Annotated in this window: 31 protein-coding genes; 7 read left to right on the top strand and 24 right to left on the bottom strand. The window is 60.3% G+C overall.

Annotated elements, in window-relative coordinates:
- Nucleotides 1–3: 3 nt before the first annotated feature.
- The 6 genes from AAA138_RS07085 to AAA138_RS07060 form a co-directional block, all read right to left on the bottom strand.
- Entirely contained in the window at nucleotides 4–462 is a 459-nt protein-coding gene (locus AAA138_RS07085) for a RusA family crossover junction endodeoxyribonuclease (protein WP_349090157.1), read from the bottom strand.
- The gene (locus AAA138_RS07080) at nucleotides 459–599 is read right to left on the bottom strand and encodes a hypothetical protein (protein WP_349090156.1); all 141 of its coding nucleotides are present in this window, start codon (nucleotides 597–599) and stop codon (nucleotides 459–461) included. Before AAA138_RS07080 ends, AAA138_RS07085 begins: the two co-directional genes overlap by 4 nt.
- On the bottom strand, nucleotides 580–828 hold the full coding sequence (locus AAA138_RS07075) for a hypothetical protein (protein WP_006234222.1): 249 nt from the start codon (nucleotides 826–828) through the stop codon (nucleotides 580–582). The genes AAA138_RS07080 and AAA138_RS07075 overlap by 20 nt, the downstream gene beginning before the upstream one ends.
- 282 nt (nucleotides 829–1,110) lie before the next feature.
- Nucleotides 1,111–1,323, bottom strand: coding sequence for a hypothetical protein (locus AAA138_RS07070; protein ID WP_055309833.1), 213 nt, complete (start codon nucleotides 1,321–1,323; stop codon nucleotides 1,111–1,113).
- Nucleotides 1,324–1,334: 11 nt separating this feature from the next.
- Nucleotides 1,335–2,306 carry a prohibitin family protein gene (locus AAA138_RS07065; protein ID WP_349090155.1) on the bottom strand — a complete coding sequence of 324 codons (972 nt, stop codon included), beginning with the start codon at nucleotides 2,304–2,306 and terminating at the stop codon, nucleotides 1,335–1,337.
- A 151-nt stretch (nucleotides 2,307–2,457) separates the two neighbouring features.
- The gene (locus tag AAA138_RS07060; RefSeq protein WP_349090154.1) at nucleotides 2,458–2,661 is read right to left on the bottom strand and encodes a helix-turn-helix domain-containing protein; all 204 of its coding nucleotides are present in this window, start codon (nucleotides 2,659–2,661) and stop codon (nucleotides 2,458–2,460) included.
- A gap of 117 nt (nucleotides 2,662–2,778) precedes the next feature.
- On the opposite strand from AAA138_RS07060, the gene AAA138_RS07055 reads away from it, so the two are divergent.
- The 4 genes from AAA138_RS07055 to AAA138_RS07040 all read left to right on the top strand — a co-directional run bounded on the left by AAA138_RS07055 (nucleotide 2,779) and on the right by AAA138_RS07040 (nucleotide 6,190).
- Entirely contained in the window at nucleotides 2,779–3,399 is a 621-nt protein-coding gene (locus tag AAA138_RS07055) for a helix-turn-helix domain-containing protein (protein WP_349090152.1), read from the top strand.
- A 26-nt stretch (nucleotides 3,400–3,425) separates the two neighbouring features.
- Complete coding sequence (locus AAA138_RS07050; RefSeq protein WP_349090151.1) at nucleotides 3,426–4,211, top strand: DUF3800 domain-containing protein; 786 nt, start codon at nucleotides 3,426–3,428, stop codon at nucleotides 4,209–4,211.
- On the top strand, nucleotides 4,208–4,840 hold the full coding sequence (locus tag AAA138_RS07045) for a hypothetical protein (RefSeq protein ID WP_349090150.1): 633 nt from the start codon (nucleotides 4,208–4,210) through the stop codon (nucleotides 4,838–4,840). The genes AAA138_RS07050 and AAA138_RS07045 overlap by 4 nt, the downstream gene beginning before the upstream one ends.
- Before the next feature lie 222 nt (nucleotides 4,841–5,062).
- Complete coding sequence (locus AAA138_RS07040; protein WP_349090149.1) at nucleotides 5,063–6,190, top strand: hypothetical protein; 1,128 nt, start codon at nucleotides 5,063–5,065, stop codon at nucleotides 6,188–6,190.
- A gap of 309 nt (nucleotides 6,191–6,499) precedes the next feature.
- Here AAA138_RS07040 and AAA138_RS07035 read toward each other — a convergent pair whose 3' ends face one another.
- From AAA138_RS07035 to AAA138_RS07020, 4 genes are all read right to left on the bottom strand, one after another.
- On the bottom strand, nucleotides 6,500–7,159 hold the full coding sequence (locus tag AAA138_RS07035) for a GDSL-type esterase/lipase family protein (protein ID WP_349090147.1): 660 nt from the start codon (nucleotides 7,157–7,159) through the stop codon (nucleotides 6,500–6,502).
- A 75-nt stretch (nucleotides 7,160–7,234) separates the two neighbouring features.
- Complete coding sequence (locus AAA138_RS07030; protein ID WP_349090146.1) at nucleotides 7,235–8,371, bottom strand: TIGR02452 family protein; 1,137 nt, start codon at nucleotides 8,369–8,371, stop codon at nucleotides 7,235–7,237.
- Between the two features lie 138 nt (nucleotides 8,372–8,509).
- The gene (locus AAA138_RS07025) at nucleotides 8,510–9,205 is read right to left on the bottom strand and encodes a Bax inhibitor-1 family protein (RefSeq protein ID WP_316364752.1); all 696 of its coding nucleotides are present in this window, start codon (nucleotides 9,203–9,205) and stop codon (nucleotides 8,510–8,512) included.
- Between the two features lie 78 nt (nucleotides 9,206–9,283).
- Nucleotides 9,284–9,622 (bottom strand): hypothetical protein, encoded by a 339-nt coding sequence (locus AAA138_RS07020; RefSeq protein ID WP_117746758.1) that lies wholly within the window; start codon nucleotides 9,620–9,622, stop codon nucleotides 9,284–9,286.
- 250 nt (nucleotides 9,623–9,872) lie between these two features.
- Between AAA138_RS07020 and AAA138_RS07015 the strand changes: the two genes are divergently transcribed.
- The 3 genes from AAA138_RS07015 (at nucleotide 9,873) to AAA138_RS07005 (ending at nucleotide 12,431) form a co-directional block, all read left to right on the top strand.
- The gene (locus tag AAA138_RS07015; RefSeq protein ID WP_349090145.1) at nucleotides 9,873–10,922 is read left to right on the top strand and encodes an inorganic phosphate transporter; all 1,050 of its coding nucleotides are present in this window, start codon (nucleotides 9,873–9,875) and stop codon (nucleotides 10,920–10,922) included.
- A gap of 67 nt (nucleotides 10,923–10,989) precedes the next feature.
- The gene (locus AAA138_RS07010; RefSeq protein ID WP_349090143.1) at nucleotides 10,990–11,613 is read left to right on the top strand and encodes a DUF47 family protein; all 624 of its coding nucleotides are present in this window, start codon (nucleotides 10,990–10,992) and stop codon (nucleotides 11,611–11,613) included.
- A gap of 287 nt (nucleotides 11,614–11,900) precedes the next feature.
- Nucleotides 11,901–12,431 (top strand): nitroreductase family protein, encoded by a 531-nt coding sequence (locus AAA138_RS07005; protein ID WP_349090142.1) that lies wholly within the window; start codon nucleotides 11,901–11,903, stop codon nucleotides 12,429–12,431.
- Nucleotides 12,432–12,595: 164 nt separating this feature from the next.
- Here the strand turns inward: AAA138_RS07005 and AAA138_RS07000 are convergent, their stop codons facing one another.
- The 14 genes from AAA138_RS07000 to murC form a co-directional block, all read right to left on the bottom strand.
- Complete coding sequence (locus tag AAA138_RS07000) at nucleotides 12,596–13,273, bottom strand: DivIVA domain-containing protein (protein WP_343006698.1); 678 nt, start codon at nucleotides 13,271–13,273, stop codon at nucleotides 12,596–12,598.
- 62 nt (nucleotides 13,274–13,335) lie between these two features.
- Nucleotides 13,336–13,581, bottom strand: coding sequence for a YggT family protein (locus AAA138_RS06995; protein WP_222838021.1), 246 nt, complete (start codon nucleotides 13,579–13,581; stop codon nucleotides 13,336–13,338).
- Nucleotides 13,582–13,638: 57 nt separating this feature from the next.
- A complete protein-coding gene (locus AAA138_RS06990; RefSeq protein ID WP_195502923.1) occupies nucleotides 13,639–14,364 on the bottom strand; it encodes a cell division protein SepF in 726 nt (241 codons plus the stop codon).
- Between the two features lie 60 nt (nucleotides 14,365–14,424).
- Nucleotides 14,425–15,162: a YggS family pyridoxal phosphate-dependent enzyme gene (locus AAA138_RS06985; protein ID WP_349090141.1), complete on the bottom strand. Its 738-nt coding sequence runs from the start codon at nucleotides 15,160–15,162 to the stop codon at nucleotides 14,425–14,427.
- Nucleotides 15,163–15,282: 120 nt separating this feature from the next.
- Nucleotides 15,283–16,140, bottom strand: coding sequence for a PhoU domain-containing protein (locus AAA138_RS06980; protein WP_349090140.1), 858 nt, complete (start codon nucleotides 16,138–16,140; stop codon nucleotides 15,283–15,285).
- A 92-nt stretch (nucleotides 16,141–16,232) separates the two neighbouring features.
- On the bottom strand, nucleotides 16,233–17,036 hold the full coding sequence (gene pstB / locus AAA138_RS06975; RefSeq protein WP_035137966.1) for a phosphate ABC transporter ATP-binding protein PstB: 804 nt from the start codon (nucleotides 17,034–17,036) through the stop codon (nucleotides 16,233–16,235).
- Nucleotides 17,037–17,048: 12 nt separating this feature from the next.
- A complete protein-coding gene (gene pstA / locus AAA138_RS06970; protein WP_349090139.1) occupies nucleotides 17,049–17,954 on the bottom strand; it encodes a phosphate ABC transporter permease PstA in 906 nt (301 codons plus the stop codon).
- 3 nt (nucleotides 17,955–17,957) lie between these two features.
- A complete protein-coding gene (gene pstC, locus AAA138_RS06965) occupies nucleotides 17,958–18,881 on the bottom strand; it encodes a phosphate ABC transporter permease subunit PstC (protein WP_349090138.1) in 924 nt (307 codons plus the stop codon).
- A 1-nt stretch (nucleotide 18,882) separates the two neighbouring features.
- Entirely contained in the window at nucleotides 18,883–19,719 is an 837-nt protein-coding gene (locus tag AAA138_RS06960) for a phosphate ABC transporter substrate-binding protein (protein WP_349090137.1), read from the bottom strand.
- Nucleotides 19,716–20,516: a polyphenol oxidase family protein gene (locus AAA138_RS06955; RefSeq protein ID WP_349090135.1), complete on the bottom strand. Its 801-nt coding sequence runs from the start codon at nucleotides 20,514–20,516 to the stop codon at nucleotides 19,716–19,718. The genes AAA138_RS06960 and AAA138_RS06955 overlap by 4 nt, the downstream gene beginning before the upstream one ends.
- Nucleotides 20,517–20,726: 210 nt before the next feature.
- On the bottom strand, nucleotides 20,727–21,881 hold the full coding sequence (ftsZ, locus tag AAA138_RS06950) for a cell division protein FtsZ (RefSeq protein WP_349090134.1): 1,155 nt from the start codon (nucleotides 21,879–21,881) through the stop codon (nucleotides 20,727–20,729).
- A 199-nt stretch (nucleotides 21,882–22,080) separates the two neighbouring features.
- Nucleotides 22,081–23,346, bottom strand: a complete 1,266-nt coding sequence (locus AAA138_RS06945; RefSeq protein ID WP_349090133.1) for an FtsQ-type POTRA domain-containing protein — start codon at nucleotides 23,344–23,346, stop codon at nucleotides 22,081–22,083.
- Nucleotides 23,303–24,214 (bottom strand): UDP-N-acetylmuramate dehydrogenase, encoded by a 912-nt coding sequence (gene murB, locus AAA138_RS06940; RefSeq protein WP_349090131.1) that lies wholly within the window; start codon nucleotides 24,212–24,214, stop codon nucleotides 23,303–23,305. Before murB ends, AAA138_RS06945 begins: the two co-directional genes overlap by 44 nt.
- A 5-nt stretch (nucleotides 24,215–24,219) precedes the next feature.
- Nucleotides 24,220–25,638, bottom strand: coding sequence for a UDP-N-acetylmuramate--L-alanine ligase (murC, locus tag AAA138_RS06935; protein WP_320677657.1), 1,419 nt, complete (start codon nucleotides 25,636–25,638; stop codon nucleotides 24,220–24,222).
- Nucleotides 25,639–25,703: the final 65 nt, after the last annotated feature.

Below are 25,703 nucleotides of genomic sequence, written 5' to 3'. Positions count from 1 at the left end.
TTTCTACTTTTTCTCTTCAGCTGGGTCTGCCCAGCCGCGATATACCTGTATGTCCATGTGCGGCTCGATGCCGCGCCGACGGGGCCACTTGACCACGTGGACCTCGGCAACCTGGCTGTCATCGCCCCAGACCGCCCCGTTCATCCCGTCCATCACCAGCTTGGCGATGTTGTCCGCGTCCGGCTTGAACGTGTTCGGTTCCGACGTGACGCGCTTCGGCCTCGACACGGGCAGCGGCTCGTACACGTCGATGCGCACCGCGACGGGCACCCTGAACGGGAACAGCAGCCCCTCGAGCTTCGGGTACGCCTCCCGCATGGCCCCGAGCGCCGCATCGCGGATGGCGGCCTCGTTGCGGATGGTCTCGTTTGGCGTGTACATCCGGGCGTGCCTGCGGTCGAGCCTGTGGCGCTGCTTGCCCGCCACGAACGGGACGGTGAACGCGAATCGCCTGCCGATCACAATACCGACCCCATCCCGAGCACGACGCGGATGCCGTCCGCCGCGAGCAGCATCGCCCGCAGGACGTACGGCATGAGGGCGTTCACCACGAACAGGAGCACGACGAACCCCGCGCACCTAAGCAGCCTCGATGCCATGCGTTCCCTCCTCGATCCACTGCTCCACCCATTCCGGGCGCACCATGCGCCCCACCTTGCGCCCCTCGGGCAGCTGCGAGCGCAGGCGACCCGCCTTGCACTCGATGCGCAGCGTGTCGTAGGGCACCCCCGTCACCCTCGACGCCTCGCGCAGCGTGTACATCAGCTTGTGGCGGATGCCTAGCTCGTCGGCCATCTGCTGGAACGTTTTGGCTCTGCTAGAATCCATGAGTGACCTCCTTTCAGGTCTGGAGCCGTCCCCGCTTTCCACACCGGGCGGCTCTTTTTTTGCTTGCTTTCGGGGCCTCGCCCCCGGCACGGCACCGGTAGGGAACGTCCCCGCGGATGGTTATTGGAGAGCCGCGGGGCAACGGTGCCGCCCCGGGGATGGGGCCCGCGGGTTGCCTGAGCGGCAATACCCGCGTGTCCGCGTTATGCGCGCGGTAGGCTTCGGGCCATGATTCGTAGACAGCAGACATATCGTCCGAAGCACGTCCGACCAGCGGGCCCCCTACTCGTGCGGCTCGTCGACTGGGTCGAGCGGCACCCTCGCATCAGCGCCGCGATCGTCCTCGCCGGGTTCATCAACGACGCCTGCGACCTGCTTGGGCGCGTCGTTGATCTCGCGATGTTTCTCATGAAGCTCGCGGGTGTGCTCTAGCACGAACGCGACCGCGAGAACGTCGAGGAAGACCCGGACGGCCGCATGGATAAGGTTCAACATCTCCACCGCCCCTACTTCGTGCCCACGATCGGCTGGGAGCCCTCGGGCACGACGACGAGGTTGCCGTCCTTGCCGATGCTCTTGAGCGCGTCGATGTAGTGCTGCTGGATGACCTGGTCGTTGAGCGAGTTCGCGAGGACCGCGTTCGCGTCCGCCTCGCCCTGGGCCTCGATCTTCTTGGTCTCGGCCTGTACCTTGGCCGTCTCCTGCTCGTTCTGGGCCTTCTGCTTGGCGACCTCGGCCGCCTGCGCCTCGCTGTAGCTCTTGGTGATGTTCTTCGGGTAGCGGACGTCCTGCACGCTCACCTGCTCGACCGTGAGGCCTATGCCCTTCCACTTCTCGGTGAGGGCCTTCTGGACGGCCTTGGTGAACTGAGAGCGGTCGGTGAGCATCGTCACCGTGTCGAAGCCGCCCGAGACCTCGCGGGTGACGGCGCGGACGTCGTTGGAGATGTACTTCTCGACGAAGCTCTCCTGCGTGCCGTACTCGCTGTAGAGGCTGAGCGCGGCGTCGGGGTTAAGGGAGTAGTTGACCTGGATGTCGATGTTGGCGCTGGCGCCCGACTTGTCGTTGATGGAGACCTGCTTGCCCTCGTAGGAGCCGCCGTCCACCTTGTAGTCGGTGTCCCCGTAGAAGTTGATGAGGTTGTTGCGGACGTCGTAGGTCACGACGTCCTGCCAGGGGGCCTTGGCGTGGAAACCGGCCTCGGAGGTCGAGCCGGCGAGCGAGCCGCCGAGGTTGCGGATGACGCAGACCTCGCCGGTGTCCTGCGTGTAGAGGCAGGCGGTGGCGGCGATGACGGCACCAACCAGGATGAGGGGCAGGGCGCACGCGGGCGAGACGATGCGGGCCTCGTACTTGTTGCCCCAATGGTCCGCGGGCCCGGCGGCCCTCTCGCGCTCGGCCTCGTTATATCGCTTGATGGCGACGGCGGCGGCCACGCCGCCGAGTCCCAAACCAGCTCCGATAATCAGTTGAATCATGTCGCCCTCCCCTACAGCTCGAAGTCGGAAAGGTCGCGGGCCTCGACGGGCTCGGCCTCGACCGTGATGGCCTCGGGGATGTTCCAGCCGCCCAGCTCGATGTCGATGTAGTTCTCGTTCATGGTTCTCTCCGTTTCGTTTGCACCCTAATTTATTTAGGGTCGATACCCAAAAAAATATTGCCGTCAATGCCGAAGTGCTTGCCTAGCTTGTCCGCCATTGTGGGCGTTAGCTTGTCTGCCTGCGCGTCCTCAATGGCTGTGAGCGTCGGCTCGGTAATTCCCAGAGCTGCGGCGATTTCCTTTTTCTGGAATCGCTTGGCCCCAGCTTCTCGAAACTCCTTAAGGTTCTGCATCCGTTCCTCCTTTCGTTGACCTAATCATAATCTAATTTGGGTCAAACCACAATTACTTTTTGCTTTAAACCAAAATTATTTTTGCTTAGGATGAAAGTAACCCAGTTAGGAGGCACTATGGAATTTGGTGATAAGCTCCGGTCGCTACGCACAAAAGCAGGATTGACCCAGCTAGACATTGCCGAAAAGCTCGACGTGTCGGCAGCGGCCATCGGAGCATGGGAAAACGGCCGGGCGAAACCTCGCCTAACCAAGTTAGGGCAACTTGCCGAACTGCTCGGGACGAGCGCAGCCGACCTCATGGGAGAGGACGCCGCCGAGGCCGCCATCAGCGGCACCTCGCGCATGGTCCCCCTGCTGGGCTTCGCGCACATGGGCGACTTCGAGGACGAGGGGAACCTCGCCGACGAGGTCGAGGTCCCCACCTCCATCGCCGACGCGCACCCGCGCGGCTTCATGGTCCACGCCCAGGGCGGCTGCATGGACAACCGGTTCCCCCACGACGCCCTGCTGCTCGTCGACCCCGACATGGAGCCGGTGAACGGCCAGCCGGTGCTCGCCGAGACGTCCGACTACGGCGCCGTGGTGCGCAACTACACCCGGGGCCGCTCGACCGTGATGCTCACGGCGGACAGCCACTCCGGCGAGTACGACGACATCCTCGCCGGCCCGGACGATGCGCCCGTGGTCTGCAAGGGCCGAGTCGTCTGGTACATGGGCGAGCGGGACGAGAGGTAGTAGGAACGGAAAAGAGGTGGGAAAGCATGAGGCCATTAGCTTTGGATGGCGTGCGGGCATATTACGAATCGGGAAACGGTGCCACCTTCGGCGGCGAGGAGTTTAATGTCTACTGCGACGAGAGCTGTCATCTCGAGCACGATCGCTTCAAGGCGATGTCGCTCGGGGCGGTATGGTGCCCCAAATCGAAAGTCAGGGAGATAAACAAGCGCCTCGTGGAGATAAAGGCGAGGCATGGCATCGAGATGGGCGCCGAGGTCAAGTGGACGAAGGTGTCGCCATGCAACTACGACCTCTATGTCAACATCATCGACTATTTCTTCGATGACGACGACCTGCACTTCAGGGGCCTTGTAGTTCCCGATAAATCAAAGCTGGACCACGCCCGCTTCAACCAGGACCATGACCTCTGGTACTACAAGATGTACTTCACGATGCTGAAGACGATCTTCTCCCGCGACGCGCGGTATTACGTCTATATCGACATAAAGGACACCCATTCCGGGCGAAACGCCCAGAAGCTTGAGAACGTGCTCGCGAACGATGCGTACGATTTCAACCATGAGATCGTGAGGAGGGTGCAGCCCATACGCTCCGACGAGGTTCAGTTGATGCAACTCGTTGACATCCTTACCGGCGCCATCGCGTATCGCCACAACCACGACGCCATCACGCCATCGGATAGCGTCACGAAGATCAGGCTCATCAATAGAATTATCCAGAGGTCAGGCCTCTCCCTCGTCAAGACCTCGCTCCTCAGCGAAAAGAAGATGAACCTACTGGTCTGGCAGGCCGGGGGAATCACATCATGAACTGTTGCTGGATACCGCCCCTGCTCGAAAGGGACAGCTCGCGTCCCTGGAGCGAATACGACGCTCTTGTCTATAGCGTCTTCAGGCGTGATTTCATCGAGGGCAGGCCCGTCTACCACGGGAAACCGGTAAAGATACGGTACCAACCCATGCTGGAGGGACGGGCCGAAGCCTTTTGGCACCTTACCTGCAGGGACTACGACCATAAGTCGGGTCTGCCAGAGGACCGTGTGCCAGATCTCGAAAGGTGCAGGCGTATCAGATGGCCGAAGGCGTTCATCGAGAATGCTGAGAGGTGCCCCAAAAGTCCCGGCTGCGGAGGCGTTATAGCCTGGAAGGCGGAGCATCGCGCAAGGAAGAGCCGCAATGGCACCCAGATAAGGGAACGGATTAAGTTTTACCTTGAGGAAGAGAGCTACATTGTCGTATTCGAGCCGAGAGAGCACTACTGCCTGCTGATAACCGCGTATTACGTCGACAACGACCACAGCAGGAAGATGATTGAACGCGAGATGGCGAGAAACCACGCAGAAAAAGCAGGAGGCGCTGTTTGGGCGCCTCCAGAGGACTCCTTCACACACACGGTGGATGAGCTATCCCGATTATCGCCCCATCGCGGCGAAATGTAAACCGAACACGTTGTGGAGATTGGGGGCCGGCAAGGGCGAGATTCCATGCGTCTACATCTAGGGAGGTGATGCCCATGAAAGCAAAAAATCTCGGAACCGTAGGCTGATGCCGCGGCCCCGAGACTAAGGATACGGCCCCTGCACTTTGGAACGTGAGACGGGGCCGAAGTCAGAACCGGGCGAAACGGAGAATAAGCCCGCGATCTGAACGGATCTGATTATATGACAAAGAAGCAGCGTCGCCGCGTCTGGGGCTCCGTGACCGAGATGAGGCGCGGCAAGAAGTACGTCCTGCGCTGGATGCAGAACACGCCGCAGGGCCGCAGGCGCAAGACCAAGACCGTGTACGGCACCTACCGCGAGGCGTGCGCGGAGCTCGACCGCATCCACGTCGAGCACGCCGACGACGCCCCCGTGCCCACCATAGCCAAGGCCTACGAGACGTGGCTCGTCCCCAAGATGGCCGCACAGGTCGAGGCGGGGACGCTCGCCCCCAACACCCGCGACCTCGTGCTGCGCTCTTGGAAGAACTACGTCGGACCCCGCTGGGGGCAGGCGCCCGTCGACCAGCTCCGCGCCGTCGAGCTGCAGGACTGGCTGCTGACACTTCCCGCCGCCACCGCCGATACCGCCCTGCTCACCCTGCGCAAGGTCTACGCCTGCGTCTCGACCTTCATCCGCCTGCCGCTCGACCCGTTCGCCGCCAGCGTCAGGTACACCATGCCCACCCGCAAGACCCGCGAGCGCTCAAAGCGCGTCTACACCCTCGACGAGGCCCTGGGCGTCCTCGACGCACTGCGCGGCAACCCCCTGGAGCCCTCGTTCATCCTCGCGTGCTTCGGCTCCTGCCGCTCGGGCGAGTCGCTTGGCGTGCGCACCGAGGAGGTGCTGCGCTGGGAGCGCAGCGGCACCGTACTCGCCTCCGCCGACATCTGCCGCCAGATGCAGCAGTCCGGCACCGAGCCGGTGGGCGCCCTCAAGACCGCCAAGTCCGCCCGTACCGTCGTGATCCTACCGCAGGCCGCCGAGCGCCTCGTCGAGATAGCGGCCGCCCGCGCCGCCGAGGGCCGCGAGTGGATGTGTGACCGGGGCGACGGGCTGCCCATGAACCGGAGCATCTGCAACGACCGCTGGCGGAAACTCTGCGCCGCCCGCGGCATCGAGCACATCCCGTGGTCGAACCTCCGCAATTCCTGGCGTACGATAGCGGAGGTCGAGCTCCGCCTGCCGTGGGACCTCATCGAGATGCTGATGGGCCACGCCCTCCCCGGCGTGTCGGGACGGCACTATATCCGCCCCACCGCCGAGCAGGTCGTCCGCGCCGCCTTCGACGCGCTTGGGATAAGTTAGGATATTCCCCCGCAAAGCCGCAGGTAGATGGCGCACCGTTAGTTGTGGCAGTATTAAGATTCGCAGCCCAAAGCCGCCGCAAAGGGGACAGGCACCTTTGCGGTGGTCCCCACAAACATCTCGATCTGTAACAGTAACTCGGCAAAATCGACCCTAGATGTTACAGATCGAGACAAACGACCGATATCGACCTAAATAATCTCAATCTGTAACATCTAGCCCGTTTTCGGCCTTACAGCTGTTACAGATCAAGACAAACAGACGAATCAAGCCACCGCAAAGGTACCTTTGTGGTGGCTTGGGGTCGCGCTACTCACCGAGCATCTCTTTGAGCTTGGCTGCCACGGCGTGGCCCAGGCTCTCGTGACTTTCGGGCATCATATGCAGATAGTCGATATCGCCCGGCTCGGCAAAATCGGCGGCATTCAAAAAGTCGCAGCCAAACTGCTCTGCCACGTGCGCATAGTACTCGCCAAAATGCTCAGATGCCTCAACGGAATGCTCGTCAAAGTCGGTCATATACACATCGGCGATCTGCGGCTTGATCTTGATAGGAGCCATCAGCAGAATGCGCGGACAAGGCGCAGCGTCGGTCCACGGAAACGCGCAGACGGCGCGAATCAGTGCCATGGCGCCACGGGCGATATCGGAAGCTGTCACGTTGAAGACCGTCTTACAGTCGTTGGTGCCCAGCATGATCACAATGGCTTCCAGCGGCTTATGGGCCTCGAGCAGCATCGGAAGCGCGCGAATGCCGTTGAGGTTAGTGTCCAGATGGCACATATCGTCGCGCACCGTCGTGCGGCCGTTGAGCCCCTCCTCAATCACATGCCAGCCATCGCCTAGGTCACGCTGCGCCACGCCGCACCAGCGCACATCCTGCGCATAGCGCACCGCGGTGCCATCGCGCATACCAGCCGGATCATAGCCATAGGTATTGCTATCACCAAAGCACAGAACGTTTTTCATCGTAAGCCCTTCCTTTAGTAAAAAGCCGACGGGAGCAGCCCCCGTCGGCTCGGCATGTCGCATCACGCGCGCCGTTTACAAGTATTTGCGCCAATCGTCCTCGTCCTCATCATCCTCGGCAGCAGCCTGGGCCTGCTCGACGGCACGAGCGGCTGCAGCACGGGCGGCAGCCTGGGCATAGGACTCCTCGTTGCGTTCGGGGAAGTTTGCCAGCACGTGCTTGAACTTGGCAAAGTCCTCGTCCCAGCGCGTAGAGGGCACGGCAAAGAAGACCTGCTTGACCTTGAAGTCGCCCGATGCGAGCTCCTTGCGGAAGAGCTCGGCCACGGCCTCGGCGTCAAAGCCGTTGTTGTCGCAGCCCCAAGCGCCCAGTACGAGCTTCTCGCGACCCAGCTCGTCGCAGATGGCAAGCACAAAGCGGATACGGTCGCGCAGGGCATCCAACAGGGCGTCGTCGCTCACGCGGTACTCCTGGCGGGCGCGCTTGGCGTTGGGTGCAGCGGCGACGATTACGTCGGCATAGGCGTGCACGTGGTTGCGGTCGAAGCGCACGGCGGGCACCACCAGCGCACGATTGCGGTACAGCTCGCAGTTGATGTTGCGGCGACGGTTCTCGCCGTACCACTTGCGCTGCTTGTCGAGCACGTTGTACAGGTACGAATCGGCGCAGAGCGTCGCCTCCTGGCCCAGGTAGCCCTGGATATAGCCGCCGCCCGGATTGGTAAACGAGGCAAAGGCAAGCACGGCCATATCGCAGAACTGCGCATAGCCGCGGCCGTTATCGAGGATTGCCTGCGTGGCGGAGGCATCAAGCACGGTGACCTCGGGCAGGACCGGAGCAGCCTCCTCCGCGGGCGCGGACTCAGCCTCGTCGGCCAACTCGGTGGAACCGAGCGCCACCTCAGGCTCGACCGCAGTCTCCACCTCAGCGGCCTCAACCTCGACAGCCTCAGCAGCCTCGACGTCCTCGGCAGCCTGCTCCTCAGCAGCCGCAGCCGCTTGGGCCTTGGCCTTCATCGCCGCGACAAAACCGGCAGGCATACCATCGAACTCGCACACGCCGGCAAGCGAACGCTCGATGTCCTTGGCGCAGGCCTCGGACACAGCCGCCACATGGCGCTCGGCGGCCTTGGCACGCGCCTCGCGCTTGGGATTGGGCTGACCCGCTCGGTTAGACCTACGGTTACGGTTCCTGTTGTCGACATCTGCCATACGTGGCCACCTTTCCTGTCGCTGCCGCTATCGGCTTTTTCCCATCCATGATACCCCGCCGCGTACAAAAAAGACGGCCCCGAAGGACCGCCTTTCGCATCGATTTGCACGCACGGCAAGCACCGCCGCAATTCGCCACTAGTCGCGACGACCGAGAATGTTCAGGATGCGCAGGAACACGTTGATAATGTCCACGAACAGGTTGGACGCCATGAGCACCGCATTGGGCAGCGTGGGCGGCACCGTCGTGGCAACATAGGTGTCGTAGCCAATAAACCCGGCGAACACCACGATCACGATCAGATCGGTGATGGACTGCGAGACGCCCATGAACATCAGCACGATCTCGACCAGAATCGTGGCGAGCAGAATGCCAAAGCCGATGCCATATACGCGCTGGAAAAACTTGGGGAACGTCACGCCCAAGGCACCAAAGACAAAGGTGATGGCGGCCGTGGCGATAAAGGCAGTGTTGATAGTGGGCAGGTCATAGTTGGCAAGGCCAAACGACGCGGTCAGGCCAAAGGTGCTCGCAAAGATCACGTAACCCACGAGCGACAGGCCCACGGACTGCTTGCCCGCAGCAGCCGACATCATGACGATACCGACAATAGTCAGGATAAACGAGCCAAAGACCAGCGGCAAAGCGGCGCCGCTCATCATCATGCGGGCAAACGCCATGGTGCTCGTAAAGTAAGCACCGGCGCCCATGGCGCAAAAGCCCAAGAAGATGAGAGCAGACATGGCGAGATTGTACGCGCGCGGCGACATCTCCTTGGCGCGACTTGCGCCGGTCTCGATGGGGCCGTTCTGATAGCCCTGGATATCGTTCATACTTCGTCCTTTCAAAAAGCGCACGACAGCGCCGTAGGTGACAAGATTCCTGCCATTGTACCCGAATGCCGCACGTCCTTACCTACGGCGCTCGCCCTCAAGCGTACGATCAAAGGCCCAGACCCACCAACGCATCACGTGCGCCTGCGAGCCGTCCGCCCGCTCGCGCGTCTGGTCCTCCAGATACAACTCGGTCGCGTGCCCGCCAAAACGCACCTTATATGTTGCCGTACGGATGCCGTGGACCATCAGGCCAAACCCAGTGGTCGAGATAATTTCGTCGATCGTAAAACAACGGCCGTCGACCCAGCAGACGGTGACCGGCACGACCTGTCCGCCCGCGAGGATGCGAGCCACGACGTCCACATACTGCTTGTGCACGCGCCGAGTTTTGCCGTCTGTCTGTCGATATTCCATGCCCTCTATTATCGAACGCATGTTTGCATGTTGTAAAGCGAACAGACTGTGGTTTTGGGGTGTTGGGGCGCGCACGCGTGTCCTCATGGCGTGTTAGCAAAAAGAATACCCGCGGTCAACAGGGCTAATATTCAATTTTAGTGCCAAAAAATTCACTTCTCCCATCAGAACTCGGTAAAGAAACCCACAGGAGGTGATACGATTTATCATGTTTTTGTAACGTGTCTGCAAACTTCGAGAAAGCCCATATATGGACGTAACGTTCTCAACCTTCCTCGGCCAAATTGTGTCGAACCCAGTCCTTGCCGTCACCGTGATTCTCGCGCTCGGCGCCATCTTCGTCAACGGATGGACCGACGCGCCCAACGCCATCGCGACCTGTGTCACTACGCGTTGCATGCCCGCCCGCGCCGCCATTCTCATGAGCGCCGCATTCAACTTCTTGGGCGTGCTCATCATGACGCACTTTAACGCGAGCGTCGCCAACACCATCTCACATATCGTCGACTTTGGCGGAAACAGCACCATGGCGCTTGCCTGTCTGTGCGCGGCGCTGTTCTCCATCGTCGTCTACGGTGCCACGGCATCGCGTTTTGGTATCCCCACCTCGCAAAGCCACAGCCTTATCGCCGGCCTGACCGGTGCCGCTATCGCCCTCGGCGGCGCGAACAGCGTCAACGTCCACGAGTGGATGAAGGTCATCTACGGCCTGGCGCTCTCCATCGGCCTGGGCTTTGTCATGGGCTGGATCCTGTGCAAACTCGTCTCGATTCTGTTTGCCGCCGCCAATAGGCGACGTGCCAATGTCTTCTTTAAATACGCTCAGATCGCGAGTGCCGCGGCCATGAGCTTTATGCACGGCGCGCAGGATGGACAGAAGTTCATCGGCGTGCTCTTTTTAGGTGTCGCCTTCGCCAACGGCCAGACGAGCATCGGCGATGCCGGCATTCCCATCTGGATTATGCTGCTGTGCTCGGCCACCATGGGTATCGGCACCAGCGTGGGCGGCGAGCGCATCATCAAGTCCGTCGGCCAGAGCATGGTCAAGCTCGAGAAGTATCAGGGCTTCTCCGCCGACCTCGCAGGCGCCGCGAATCTGCTGCTTGCCACCCTTACCGGTATCCCCGTGTCCTCCACCCACATCAAGACCTGCGCCATCATGGGCGTCGGCGCCGTCAAGCGCCTTTCGGCCATCAACTTCGGCGTGGTCAAGGACATGATGTTCACCTGGTTCTTCACCTTCCCCGCCTGCGGACTCATCAGCTTTGTCATGGCCAAGCTGTTCATGATGTTCATCTAGTCAAACCGAGCGTCCATCCGGACCGTAATACTTCGCCCACCCGTCTTCGCCTCGAAAGGACCCACTCATGGCAAAGAAACCCGATTCGTTCTACTTTGACAACTACGTCGCCTGCGCCGACCTTGCCGTCCAGGCTGCCGAGCTGCTCACCCAGATTTTCGAGAACTTCGATCCTGCAAAGATTCACGATATGCTCGACAAGATGCACGCAATCGAGCATGCGGCCGACAAGAAGCACCATGAGCTTGAGGACGCCCTGCTCACGGCCTTTATCACCCCGCTTGAGCGCGAGGACCTGGACCTGATGAGCTGCTCGCTCGACACCGTGCTCGACCGTATCGAGGGCGTCGTGCAGCGCGTCTACTTCACCAACATCCAGAGCATCCATCCTGATGCCATCGTGATCGCCCACAAGGTGACCGACGCCTGCCGCGCCATGAAGGACCTGATGGTCGAGCTGCCCAATTACCGCAAGTCCAAGACCCTGCGCGAACTCGTCATCCAGATCAACACGATCGAGTCCGAGGCCGACGAGCTCTACATCAACGCTATGCGCAACCTGCATGTCAACGGCAAGGATCCGCTCGAGGTCATCGCCTGGCGTGACGTCTACGCCTTCCTGGAGTACTGCGCCGACTGCTGTGAAAATGTGGCTGATGTCGTGGATTCGATTGTCATGAAGAACAGTTAATTGGGGGTACATGTCCCATCGGTCGCGGGCCCGACCACTGATAACCTTTTTTCACTCCGGCTGCAAGCAGAGTCGTTCAAAAGGTTATCAGTGGTCGGGCCCGCTCCCTTATGTACCACCATTGGGAACTTTGGCTGATAGTTTTAGCGCAATGGGGGTTTGGCTGAAGGGACCTTTGGTACCCGTTCGGACACTTTGGCCCTTGATGAGCGTTTGGCTGATTGCTGCTTTGGGTACTCTTTGGGTTACTTTTGGTTTGTTTGATTTTTAATTGTTGGAGGGCTTGTATGTCGTATTTGGATCTGGCTCGGTCTCGGTATTCTTGTCGTTTGTTTGAAGACCGTCCTGTTGAGCAGTCGGTGGTGGATGCCATTGTTGAGGCGGGGCGCATTGCTCCTTCTGCTTGTAATAATCATCCAACCCGTGTGATGGTGTTGGATACGCCTGAGCTTCTGGAAAAGGCCGCTGCTTGTCAGCCGCGCTTTGCTCGTGATGGGTCTATCTTTGGGGCTCCGCTTATCTTCCTTATCTGCAGCGTTACCGATGACGCCTGGGTGCGCCCTTATGACCAGATGAACTCCAGTGCCATCGACACCTCGATCGTCTGCGATCAGATGATGATGGAGGCCGAGGAGCAGGGCCTGGGTACGTGCTGGGTGTGCCATTTTAAGCCCGAGGTGGCCTGTGAGCAGTTCAGCCTGCCCGAGGGCATCTATCCCTATCACATGCTCGTCTGCGGCTATCCTGCCGACCATATCGCCGACCCCGAGCAGCGCGAGGCCCGCACCATTCCCCTCCCCGACTTCCTCCTCAAGTAGATTTTTGGGACAGGCCTTAAAATCCACCTTTGACCACGCGCCCTTCGCCGAGTTCTGTGCCCTCAAACGCAGGACTCGGCGTTTTATTTTACAGACTGCATACAGCCACAAAAAAGGACCCACAAGCTGTGGGTCCTTTCTAGGCGCTAAATGATAGCTGGATATTAGTCCAGGTCGTCGGCGGCGAAGTTGTCGATCGGTGCGAAGGGATCGGCAACGGGGATAACCGGCTCGGCGACGGGCAGCGGCTCGGCAGCAGGAACGGTCACAGCCGGAGAAGCGGCGGAACCGACCGGCGTGGAAGCCATGAGATCGGACGGGAAGGAGTTCTGAGCATCGTCCATGAAGTGCTGGATGAGCTTGAGGTACTCGGCCTTAAACTCCTCACGGGAAGCCTTAAGACGGTCGATCTCCTCAAGCTCGGCCTGCTTCTCGGTCAGGGCCTGACGGATGACCTCGCGGGCCTTGGCGTCGGCCTCGTTGCGGATACGGTCAGCGTTCTCGTTGGCGTCGTTGACAATGCCCTCGGCGGTCTGCTGGGCAGCAATCAGGGCAGCGGAAATCTGACGCTCCTGAGCGGAGAAGTCGGGTGCAGGAGCGGCCACGGGGGCGGCGGGAACGGCCTGTGCGGCAGCATCCTGAGCCTGAGCAAGCTGGGCCTGCGTATCGGCAAGCTGCTGCTCGGTAGCAGTCAGACGACCCTTAAGATCGACGATCTTGGCGAGCATGGCGTCGACCTCAGAGGACAGGGTCTCCAGGAAGACGTCGACCTCGGCGGGATCGTAGCCGCGCTTGGCCTCAGAGAAGGTCTGAGCCTGAATGTCAGCAGGGGTAATAGCCATAACAAGTTCTCCTTTATCTTCGCCTTGGCGCCGTGCGCCCGACGTGAGTTACTAAGCCAGTTTTATATGAGTATACCTATAAGAAGTTGCAGAACCAGCTTCTGCACCAACTGCAACGCAATAATCGCAACGACCGGTGAAAAATCGACGCCGCCCATGGGCGGGATAAACCGGCGGAACAAATTGAGCCACGGGCCGCACACGCTATCGAGAACAGCGGCGATATCCTGTAGCAATCCGCCCTGCTTCATGGGGATCCACGTCATAAGGCAGTAGACCACGATGAGCGTGGAGTAAAAGTTGAACAGCGTATTGACCAGCTGGACAATGGTGTAGATGTTGATGAGAATCTCCTCGTCTTGTCTTTACTTAAGGTAGCCGTCGGCACGGAGCTTCTTGAGGTCCGAATCCTTGACCTCGCAACCGGCGGGCAGCACCATAAACACGCGATCGCCCACCTCTTTGACTGTGGCGCCCAGGCCGCAGGCAAAGCCGTAAGAGAAGTCCAGGACGCGCTTGGCGACCTCGGTACGAACGCCCACAAAAATCAGCGCGACAGGCTGCTTGGTGCGCACGCGACGCACGACGGTCTCTACGTCGTCATAGCTCTCGGGGCGCAGGACATAGGCCGGCAGCTGCGGCGTAGCGTTGATGATGTTGCTCGCATACGCCGAGGCATCGCTCGGTGAGGGAGCAGGTGCGGGGGCAGCAGCGCGGGCACGCGTGCTCTCGGCGTAGCTCGACGGCGTGTCGTAGGCACCGGGACGATAACCGCCCGCAACCGTCTCCTGCGAGCGCGACGGCGGGTTGTAGGTCGTAGCGTGGCGAGAATCGTCGCCGACCAGCTGACCGGAGCGCGTGTACACGGCCACCGACTCGGCCTCGCCGCGGCGCGTCTGACCCAACAGGCCGTTGCTCGGCTCATCCTGGGTGTAGAAGCCCTCGCCCGAGGCACCGCTGTAACCGTTGTTCTGGTAGCCGTCGTCATAGCCGTCATCGTAGCCGTAGTCGTCGTCCTGACCATAACCCTGGTCGTAACCCTGCTGGCCGCCCAGGTGCATCTTATTTTTAATCTCGTCAAGGAAGCCCATGGTTGTGTCCTCTCGCGGTTTAGTGCAGGCGCTCCGATAATCAGTGCGCACTTCAGAGCCTTATTTTACTGCAAACTCCGGGCTAAATACTACCCTGCCCAGGCGAACGAGCGTAGAGCCTTCCTCAAGGGCAGGCTCAAAGTCCTCGCTCATGCCGCAGGAAAGTTCGGGCAGGCTCAGGTCGGAGTGCGTCGCCTCAAGCTCATCCCTTAGCTCGCGAAGTCCGGCAAAAGTGCGGCGCGCCACATCCTTATTCCCCCGGGGTGCCATAGTCATAAGGCCCTGCACACAAATTCCCTCAAGCTCTGCAAGCTCACTTGCGGCAGCGCGAACCTCGTCGGGCGAAAAGCCGCCCTTGGACTCCTCGCCGCTCACATTAACCTCGAGCAGCACGCGCTGGGGGCCGGAGAGCTCGCCCGCCTCAATCTTGCGGACCGCACGGCTCGAGATGGCCTGAGCCAAATGCAGCGAGCTTACCGAATGAATCAGCTCGGCCGAGCCCAGAACCGCATTGATCTTGTTGGTCTGCAGGTTGCCGATCATATCGAAGCGCACCTCGGGTAGCTCCGGATGCTCTACGAGGCCCACAAGCTTGCGAACGAGCTCCTGCGGGCGGTTCTCGGCAAAATGGCGATACCCCGCCTGAATAGCGGCAACGGTCTCATCAACGCCAACAGTCTTGGAGACGGCAATCAGGCGCGCGGCATCGTGGGGACGGCCCGCGCGATCGAGTGCTGCATAAAAACGTTCGAGAATCTGCTCGCGGCGAGCGCGTATCAAGTCCAAATAGTTATCCATTGCCAATCGCCTCCGCAGACAGCCAAACAAGTAGTCCCATGCTAACGCAAGAGCGCGGCCTCGCATGTGCAAGGCCGCGCTCACTTAGGTATTTACAATCTTTCGACGAACGGGGCCGCCCTACTCCTCGTCGTCCTCGGCGTCGTCCTCGTCCTCGAGGTGCTCGAGCAGGTAGCGGAGACCCTCGCTCACCTCGTTAGCGGGCACTTTGGCAACATAGTGTGCATCGACGGCAGGCCTCATGATGACACCCTCGCCCGAAGGCACGCGCATGCTCTCAAGCTCATCCTCGTCCGTACGGGCGATATCGCCGGCAGTCATACGCTGTCCGGTCAAAAGGAAGGTCAGACGGCAGGCGGCATCGATCGAAATCGAGGCGATACGATCGAGGTAGCGCGAGACCATGATGGCGCGGCGCAGGTCGTCATAGTTGCTGTCGTCGTCCATAAAATCGCCCGTGTCCATGCGGTTAAAGGTGCGGAAGAACTTCTCGTACGCCGCATGCACCGGCTCGTCCTCGCCGGCCAGGTTGCAGATGATGGACATGTCGTTGGTGACGAGCGCAGAAAGTGACGAACCCAGCACCTGGTAAACAGCCTCGGCCTCGGCCTCGACCGTAGCGACGAGTTCCTGGGGCAGCGAGATGTCGGCCTTGACCATGTGACGCGTGGCGCGGCAGATCTGGCGAACCTTATCGGTCATGCGCTGCAGGTTAAAGTCGACGTAGATGATCGTCTGCAGCAAGCGGAAGTCGGAGGCGACCGGCGACTGCGTAGCGATCAGGTTGTAGCACACGGCCTCCAAGTTGGCGCAGCGCGCATCGATCGAGAGCGTGCGCTTCTTGGTCTTGGTGGCGAGCTTGCGATCGTCGGTCACATAGGCCTTCACGGCGTCGTGAAGCGCCAGGTCTACAGCCTCGTAGATGCTCAGCATCTCGTGACGGGCTTCGATGAGCTGACGGGAAAACAGTTTGCGCATGGTTCACTCCAATCAGTTGGGTGCGGTCATGCCGCCCGCACAGTGAATACGCACCGGACCAGGTCCGATCGGCTTGGGACTAGTCGCACCGATCAGCCAAAGCGGCCGGTGATATAGTCTTCCGTCCGTGAATCCACCGGGCTGGTGAAGATCGCGTCGGTTTGACCATACTCGATGAGCGTGGCGGGCTCGCCGGCAACTTCCTGCAAGAAAAATGCGGTGTAGTCGCTAATACGAGCGGCCTGCTGCATAGAATGCGTGACGATGATGATCGTCATCTCGGGCGCCAGCTCGGCCATCAGATCCTCGACCTTGGAGACGGACGTGGGGTCGATGGCGGAGCAGGGCTCGTCCATCAGAAGGACATCGGGCTGCACCGCAAGCACACGCGCAATGCACAGACGCTGCTGCTGACCGCCCGAGAGCGCCAAACCGTCCTTGTTGAGCTGATTGGATACCTCTTTCCAGAGGTTGGCGCGCTTGAGCGATTCTTCCACGATGTCATCGAGGTCGCTTTTGCTAGTCACGCCCTGCAGACGAGGGCCAAAAGCGACATTCTCGTAGATGGATTTGGGGAACGGGTTGGGCTGCTGAAAAATCATGCCCACGCGACGGCGAAGGTCGACCGGGTCGACGCCCTCGGCATAGATATCGTTGCCGTCGAGCGTCATGGTGCCCTCGACGCGGGTGCCCTCGATCAGGTCGTTCATACGGTTGATGCAGCGCAAAAACGTCGATTTGCCGCAGCCCGAAGGACCGATAAACGAGGTGATGGCGTTTTTGGCGATGTTGAGGTCGAGCCCCGTCAGCGCATGAAAGTCACCGTACCAAAAGTTGAAATCCTTGGCCGTGATGGCCGCTTGCTCCGGCGTGGGAGCGGACTGATAGACGGACATGGGACTCCTTAACTAGCGGCGTTTGCGCGACAGATAACGCGCAAACAGGTTGAAGGCCAGAATAATCGCCATCAGCAAAAGCGCAGTGCCGTAGGCTGCGTTCATGTTGATGCCGTCATTGGCAAGCAGATAAAGGTGAACGGTCATGGGACGACCGGAATCGAGCGGCGAAATAGGCAGGTTGATGGCCTGACCCATGGTGTAGAGCACCACGGCGGTCTCGCCGATGGCGCGGCCGATGGCAAGCACGATGCCGGTGGCGATGCGGCCAAAAGCCGAAGGAAGCACGATCTTGGAGACGACCTGCCACTTGGTGGCGCCCAGGCCATATGCACCCCAACGGATATAGCGCGGAACGGCGCGGATTGCCTCCTCGGTGGTACGCATGACAATAGGCAGCATCAGAAGCGCCAGCGCCAGGGCGGCCGAAACCATCGAAAGACCCAGGCCCATAGCCTCGACAAACAAGGCGTAGCCAAAGAGGCCCATAACAATGGAGGGCACCGAGGCCAGGGCATCGGCAGCATAGCGAATGATGCCGACGACTTTGCCCTGCTTGGCGTATTCGGCCAGATAGACCGCAGCCAAGACGGCAACCGGCGTGCAGATGAGCATGGCGAGCGCCGTCACGTAGATGGTCGAGACGATCGTGGGCCAAATGCCGCCTTCGGCGTTGACGCCCTGCGGCCAGCCGAAGATAAAGTCGAGCGAGATATGCGGCAGGCCGTTGATGACCACGTAGGCGATGATGGCGATCAGCACCAGCGTGGTGATATAGGCTGCGGCGCGAAACACGCCGAGCATGATCTTGTTGGAGAGGTCCTTGTTGATGCGGCCCTTCTTGCCATGGGAAAGGGCACGCTTGATGCGCTCACGCGACGAGGTCGTATCGACCGTCGTGTCAACGGAATCGGACATAGCCTACCCCCTCTTCTTGGAAATCAGGCGGACGATACCCACCAGTGCAGCGGAGATGATAAACAGGACAACGCCCATGCCGAACAGAGCCGAGCGGTGCAGGCCCGAGGAATAACTCATGTCGAGCGCAATCTGACTCGTGAGCGTCGAGATGGGGCTCGAGATGCTATCCGGAATGACCGGGGCGTTGCCCACGACCATCAGCACGGCCATGGTCTCACCGATGGCACGCCCCATACCCAAGACAATCGCATCGACAATGCCCAGCTTGGCTGCAGGAAGCACGACCTTGTAGATGGTCTGCCACTTGGTGGCACCCATGGCATAGGACGCCTCGCGAATGCCCATGGGAATGGAATTGAGGGCATCTATGGTGAGCGTGGTGATGGTAGGGACGATCATGATGGCGAGCACGAACCACGCCGTCAGTGCGCCAAATCCAAGGCCGCCGGTCAGCTGGGCGATAAACGGGCGGATGATGATCATGCCGAAGAAGCCGTAGATGATGGAGGGGATGCCCGCCAGCAGGTCGACAGCGGGGCTAATGAGCCTGCGCACGCGCTTGCTGGCGATCTCGACCAGATACACGGCTGTGCCTACACCCAACGGCACGCCCATGGCAAGGGCACCGACCGTCACCAGGCCAGAGCCCGCCAGCAGCGACATGATGCCGTAGTGACCCTCAGAGGGCGCCCACGTAAAGCTAAAGAAGTCCACCAGACCGATGTCGGTAAAGACCGGCAGCGCCGAGTACGTGGTAAAGACAAAGATCAGGATGACGGTGACGACCGCCAAGAACGCGCAGGCAAAGAAGATCCACTGCAGCGCCTTCTCCTTAAGATAGGTGCTGCGTGACACCAACGCCAACTCACGCTTTTTGGGCACCTGCGCCTCATGCTCAATCTGGGGGGTTTCCTGTGCTTCCACGCTACTCACTCCCCTTTCCGTCGTTGGTGACGGGAATAAAGCCCGCCTCGCGAATCTGCTTGTCCATCTTCTCGGATGTCACATAGTCAATGTAGTCCTGCGCCTGCTGCGAAGGCGTACCCTTCACAAAGAAGTAAAGGTCACGCGAGATGGGATAGCCGCCACTTGCGACCGTCTTCTCGGATGCCTCGACATGGTTGACTGAAACGGCCTTAACCGAGGTCTTGGCGTTGAGGCTCTCGACAAAACCCAGCGAGATGTAGCCAATAGCGCCACGTGAGCGGGATACGACATCGCGTACCTGGCCCGTACCCGAAAGAACAGCCGAGCGGCGATCGAACGGCGCGCCGTCCATCACGATAGTGCGGAAGGCCTCGCGCGTACCGGACGCCTCGTCGCGGTTGATAACCTGAATCTTCAGGTCCTCTCCGCCGACTTCTTTCCAGTTGGTGATCTTGCCGGCGTAAATATCGCGGAGCTGCTCGGTCGAGAGATTGTCGACCGGGTTGTCGTCGTTCACGATGACTGCAATGCCGTCGTGTGCGATAACGATAGGCGTCAGGCCCAAATCCTGCTCGTCGGCATTGAGGCCACGAGACGAGCTGGCGATGTCGGCGGTGCCGGCGCTAACAGCTTCGATGCCAGCAGATGAGCCAAGGCCGGAGACGAGCACGTCGATGCCGGTCTCTTCCTTAAAGCCCTCGGCCGCAATCTCGGCAATGGGAAGGCAGGTGGTCGAGCCGGCCACGGTAATAGAAGACGTAGAAGATCCCGAGGAGCAGGCGCACAGCGTGAGCGCGAGCACTGCTGCACTCAGGACCGATGCGATCTTTCTCATAGCATCACGCCGATCGCAGCATGGCGCCCACAGGTCCCGCCCTCGTTGCGATAGGAATAAAAGCGGTCGTTTTGACGCACGGTGGAAAGTTTGGGGTCCACAATGCCATTCACATCGACACCGGCATCCACCAGCGCCTCGCGAATGGCGGCGGAAAGATCGAGCATACGGGAAGCGGTAGCATCGATGCACGCGAACTCGGCGGCAAAGCGATCCATAAGTTCTTGGGACACCTCATACTCGTCGCCCAGGATATGGGGCCCAATATAAGCAGAGATGTCCTCCGGCGTGCAGCCAGCCGCCTCGCAGAGTGCTTGGCAGGCCTTGGCGGAAATGCGTGCAATCGTGCCCTTCCAGCCAGAATGCACCACGGCAAAGCCGCCGGGAGCCACCAGCACCACGGGAACACAATCGGCAAAGCAGAGCATCACGGGCACCTTATGCGCCGTGCAGACGAGGGCATCACAGCCCTCGGCAATCTGCTCACGAATGTTCTCGAGATCTTCGGCGCCGTTCGAGGTCACCGTCACGACATGGTCACCGTGTACTTGATTGGGGACAAGCAAGTTGTGCTCGCACTCGGCGGCACCCATGGCCTCGAGTACGCGGCGACGATTTTCTTGAACGGTAAAGGGGTCATCGCCAACATGCGAGCCCAGATTGAGCGAGGAGTACGCATCTTCGGAAACGCCACCGGTGCGCTCGGTAAAGGCAAAGCGGACATCGTGCGTCGCGCCCTCTACCAACGTAACTCCATCATGGTCGACACGCGAAACGTTGTCCGCACGTGCTGCCATACTAAAGCCTCCTAATAACACAAGTATCGCGGCGAAGCCGCAGCAGTCCGTGTCATACGGCTGCCATACTTCTTTAAAAGGATACCCGCAGCGGTAGGGACCAAACGTAAAGGGAACGTAAGGAGATTGGAGGCTTTCGTTTACAAACGAGAAACAAAAAGGGCGCATCCATACGGACGCGCCCCTGTGCAAAACAATGCGAAGAACGACTTAGAAGCTGCCGCGCTTGAGGAAGTCGGGAAGCTCAAACTGATCGTTGCCAAAGTTGGGCAGCTCGGTACCACCGACGCTGCGAGTCGGGGCAGCCTGAGCGGGGCTGGCAGCCGGAGCAGTGCGCTGCGGCTCAGCAGAAGCAGCAGCCTTGCTCTGGGACTGCTGGGCAGCGAAGAGCTCGTCCTGACGGTTGACGTTGGAGTCGGAGAAGCCCGTAGCGATAACGGTGATGCGCACCTGGTCGCCCAGGGACTCGTCAACAACGGTACCGAAGATGATGTTGGCCTCGGGGTCGACAGCATTGGCGACAACGTCGGCGGCGTCGCTGATCTCCTGGATGCCCAGGTCCTTGGAGCCGGCGATGGAAAGCAGGACGCGCGTGGCGCCATCGATGGAGCTCTCGAGCAGCGGACTGGAGATAGCCTGCTGAGCAGCGTCGACGGCACGGGTGTCCCCAGAAGCGGTACCGATACCCATCATGGCGGTACCGGCCTGCTTCATGATGGTCTTAACATCGGCGAAGTCCAGGTTGATGATACCCGGGACGGTGATGAGGTCGGTGATGCCCTGGGTGCCCTGGGAAAGGACGCCATCGGCAATTGCGAAGGCCTCGAGCATCGTGGTCTTCTTCTCGGCGATGTCGAGCAGCTTGTCGTTAGGGATAACGATCATGGTGTCAACGCAATCGGAGAGGGTCTTGATGCCCTCCTCGGCGCTCTTCTTGCGCTTGCGACCCTCGAAGGTAAAGGGCTTGGTCACGACGGCGACGGTCAGCGCGCCGACCTCGTTCATCGCGATATCGGCAACGATGGGAGCGGCGCCGGTACCGGTACCACCGCCCTCGCCGCAGGTGATGAACACCATGTCGGCGCCAGCGAGCGCCTCGGCGATATCGTCGCGGGACTCATCGGCAGCCTTGCGGCCAACCTCGGGGTTGGCGCCGGCGCCCAGGCCGCGGGTAAGGTCGGTGCCGATGTGCACCTTGATATCGGCATCAGAGATCGCGAGCGCCTGAGCATCGGTGTTGATGGCAACAAACTCGACGCCGCGGATGCCCTCTTCGATCATTCGATTGACCGCGTTGGTACCGCCGCCGCCGACGCCGACCACCTTAATGACGGCAAGGTAGTTGTTGATCTCTGTCTCGTGCATGTCGGTCCTCCGAACAAAGGTTATAGCCATAGCATGGGTTGACCCCTGCGCACATTAACCTTCAGGTTGAAAGTAAATGCAAAGGTAAACCGTATTATGTTTGCACATTATGAACGTTTCAGTCAAATAAATGACCGTGAAAACCAAACAAACCAGATAAACGGCGTGGCATGGCCCCTCAACAAAGCCATTTAGTATGCTAGGCGGTCGGTGCGTTCCTAAACGTGTAGTTGCCCGGAGAGCGCACATTGATATAGGTTACGCCCTCTACCTGCGAAAGCAGCTTGGTCACGATGCGTTCTTTCTTGGCGATATCATCCGAATCGCCCAGCGACACCTCGACGCCGTTGTCGAGATTTGCCGAGATAGCCTCAACAGAAGGCGTGGAAATATCCTTCACCTGGTCCAAGAACTCGCTCGAAAAACCTCGTGCGTAATCCAGGCCGGCCTTGACGGCCTTGGAGCTCACCGCCCGACCCGAAACCGGTGCGACATCGGCCGAGACGTCAGTCAACAGCACGGCGCCGTAGTGCTTGGCAAGCGCCAGGGCCGCATCGATGCCGGTCAGGGTGTTGGCGCCCTCCCCCGATGTAATGACGTTCCCCTGGTCGTCCACCTCGACAGACGTCGACAGCGGAGCGATCCAGGTGTCATCGTCTCCGATAGCCCAGGCAAGGTCGTCGGAGCTGATATACGCAATGGCGATAACTTTGCGCTCCGTCGGCGTGATGATAAGCGTATGGGGAAACTGGCGCTGGACATCCACGCCCGAGACCCACGGGTTTTGCTTGAGGCCCTCGGTGATCCGATCGGGATCCACGTTAAAGAGCGACGTGTTCTCGGGAAGACTGATGAGCTGCATGGCGTCGTGCTTGGTCACATGCTCGCTGCCATGAATCTGAATATCGGTGGCGGCGAACAGGCCAGAGTTGATGACGACGATGGCAACAATGGCAAGTACGGCCACGGCTGCCAGGATGCCGCCCGCGATCTTGCCCTTACCCTTCATGGCAGAAGCGGCGTCGGTCGTCTTGTTTGCCATGGCACCCAGTGATGACAGAGGATTGATGCCTTTTTTTGCCGAAGACGCCTTGGCGGCGGGTACCGATGTCAGTGAACGCGGCTTAGCGCCAGCCAACGTACGGCCGGCATGCGGCGCACGAGTTCCCAGCGAAGGCTTGGGCGTCGCCATGGGTCGGGAGGTCTTGGTGCCCATCGCCGGTTTGGGCGTCACCGAAGGACGCGGAGCCGGACGGCTCGTCTTTTTAGAAGTGGGGCGTCCTCCCAGCTGCGAGCCGACGACCGGGCGCTTGGCAGGACGAACGGGCCCAACAGACTTGGAGGGCATGGCGGGCTTATGTTGAGGCTGGGCAGGTGCGCCGGAACGCCCTCCGGCGCGGCGGAAGGTTGGTTTCGATGCTCTAGAAGCCGAGGAATTTAACTTCCGGTCTGAGCTCGATGCCATACGCCTCCCTCACCTTTCCGTGCACATGCCTGATAACCGCGGCCACGTCATCGGCCGAGGCGGTTCCGTTATTAACGATAAAATTAGCGTGTACGGGCGAAACTTCCGCACCGCCAACCGAAAAACCCTTTAATCCACAATCCTCAATCAACTTGCCCACGCTTGCATCGGGCGGGTTGCGAAAGACCGATCCGCAGGATGCACGGCCCATGGGCTGCGTGCGCTTGCGGCGCGTCAGGTACCGCTCCATACGCTCGCGAATGTCGGCCTTGGACGCGGGTTTGAGCTTGAGCACGCACTCGAGAATGATCTCGTTACGCGGCAAGCTGCACTCGCGATACCCCCAAGCGATCTCGGACCCTGCATAGTGCTTTATACCGGACGCCGGATCAAACGTGACCACGTCCTCGATAAGGGAGCCGATCCACTCGGTCCGCGTACCTGCGTTCATGGACACGGCGCCGCCGACCGAACCGGGAATACCGACCGCGAACTCAAGGCCCGAAAGCCCGCGCGACAAGGCGTCGTTGACCAAACGCGCGAACATCACGCCCGCACCAACGGTCAGCGTGCAGCCGTCCTCGGCAACAACCGTGCGCTGAAACTCACGTCCCAGCGAAATAACGGCGCCGCGATAACCGGCATCGGCAACAAGCAGATTGGACCCCTTGCCGATAATCACCCACGGCACCTGCTCGCGGTCGAGCACCGCCACGGCGCGACGCAGGGCATGGTAGCTATGGCACGTCACAAAGAGGTCGGCCTTGCCACCGATACGATAGCTTGTATGGCGTGCAAGACGTTCGTCCTCGACCACGTCCGTGTCGATCATGCCCGAAAGCGCCATGACGGCGTTAAACAGACCCATGGGGTTTAAGCGTCTTTCTTGGCAGTCAGATACTCGATGAACTCGGGGCCGACGGTCGTAACGTCACCGGCACCCATGGTGAGCAGCAGATCACCCTCGCCCACGAGCTTCTCAAGCTCCTGGTTGAGCTCAAGACGGCTGGAGCAGTACACGACCTCCTTGCCGGGGTGCTTAGCGCGAACGGTATCTGCGAGCATCTTGGAGGTAACGCCCGGAATCGGCATCTCGCCGGCGGAGAACACATCGATCAGCAGCAGCTTATCGGCGTTGGCAAAAGCATCGGCAAAGTCATCGCACAGAGCCTGCAGGCGCGAATAGCGGTGCGGCTGGAACACGACGTCGACATGCTTGTAGCCCAGCGAAGAGGCAGCAGCGAGCGTCGCCTTGATCTCGGTGGGATGATGGCCGTAATCGTCAACCACCGTGATGCCGTCGATATCGCCCACGTGGGTAAAGCGACGGCGGACACCCTCAAAACTCGAAAGTGCCTTAGCGGCGGCGTCGATATCGAGACCCAGGACATGGGCGACGGTCAAGACGGCCGTGGCGTTGAGCATGTTGTGACGACCGGGGTTGCTCTTAATCTCGACAGCGTGCTCGGTGCCGTCCTCAAAGCGAACGATAAAGTCGCTCTGGATGCCCTTGACATCCGGATGCACGCAGACGATGTCGTTGTTCTCGGCAAAGCCATAGGAAAGCACATGACGGCCCGTCGACTTGGCGAGCTCGACCAGATGCGGGTCCTCGCCACAAACGATGACGGTACCGCTCTCTCCAACCAGGCCCATAAACTTGGCAAAGGTGGCCTCGATCTCCTCGATGCCCGAGTAATGATCGAGATGGTCGGCCTCGACGTTGGTCACGATGACCACGTTGGGGTTCAGGAACAGGAACGAGCTGTCGGACTCGTCGGCCTCGGCGACAAAATAGTCGCCCGAGCCGTTCTTGCCGTTGGTGTCGTAGCCCTCGACAATGCCACCGATCAGGAAGCTGGGGTCCAGACCCATGCGGTCGAGCATGGTAGCGCACATCGAAGAGGTCGTGGTCTTGCCGTGAGTACCGGCGACGGCGACGGTGGTGTAGCCGTGACCCAGGGCCGAGAGCATCTTGGCACGGGGCCACACGGGAATACCGAGCTCGCGGGCACGCACGAGCTCGGGGTTGGACTCGGGAATAGCAGTGGAGACCACAACCACGTCGGGCTTGACCTCGTCAATCGTCGCAGCCTCGTGGCCCACGTGGACCTTCACACCGGCGCGGGTAAGCTGGCGAATATAGCGCGATGTCTTAAGGTCGGAGCCGGTAACGGTATAACCGCGCTCGTGCAGGACGAGGGCGATGCCGCTCATGCCGGCGCCGCCGATACCGATAAAGTGGGCGCTCTTGAACTCGGGCGCGGAGGTTGCAGTCTGGGAATCAGCCATGTGCTCGTGTACTCCTTGCGTAAACACTGCCTGTAACCCGTTAACTGTACCGCACCTACCGCATC

Origin of the sequence: Collinsella sp. CLA-JM-H32B, assembly GCF_040098065.1 — a bacterium.
Lineage (GTDB): Bacteria > Actinomycetota > Coriobacteriia > Coriobacteriales > Coriobacteriaceae > Collinsella.
This window is presented reverse-complemented; position numbering and strand designations above follow the sequence as displayed.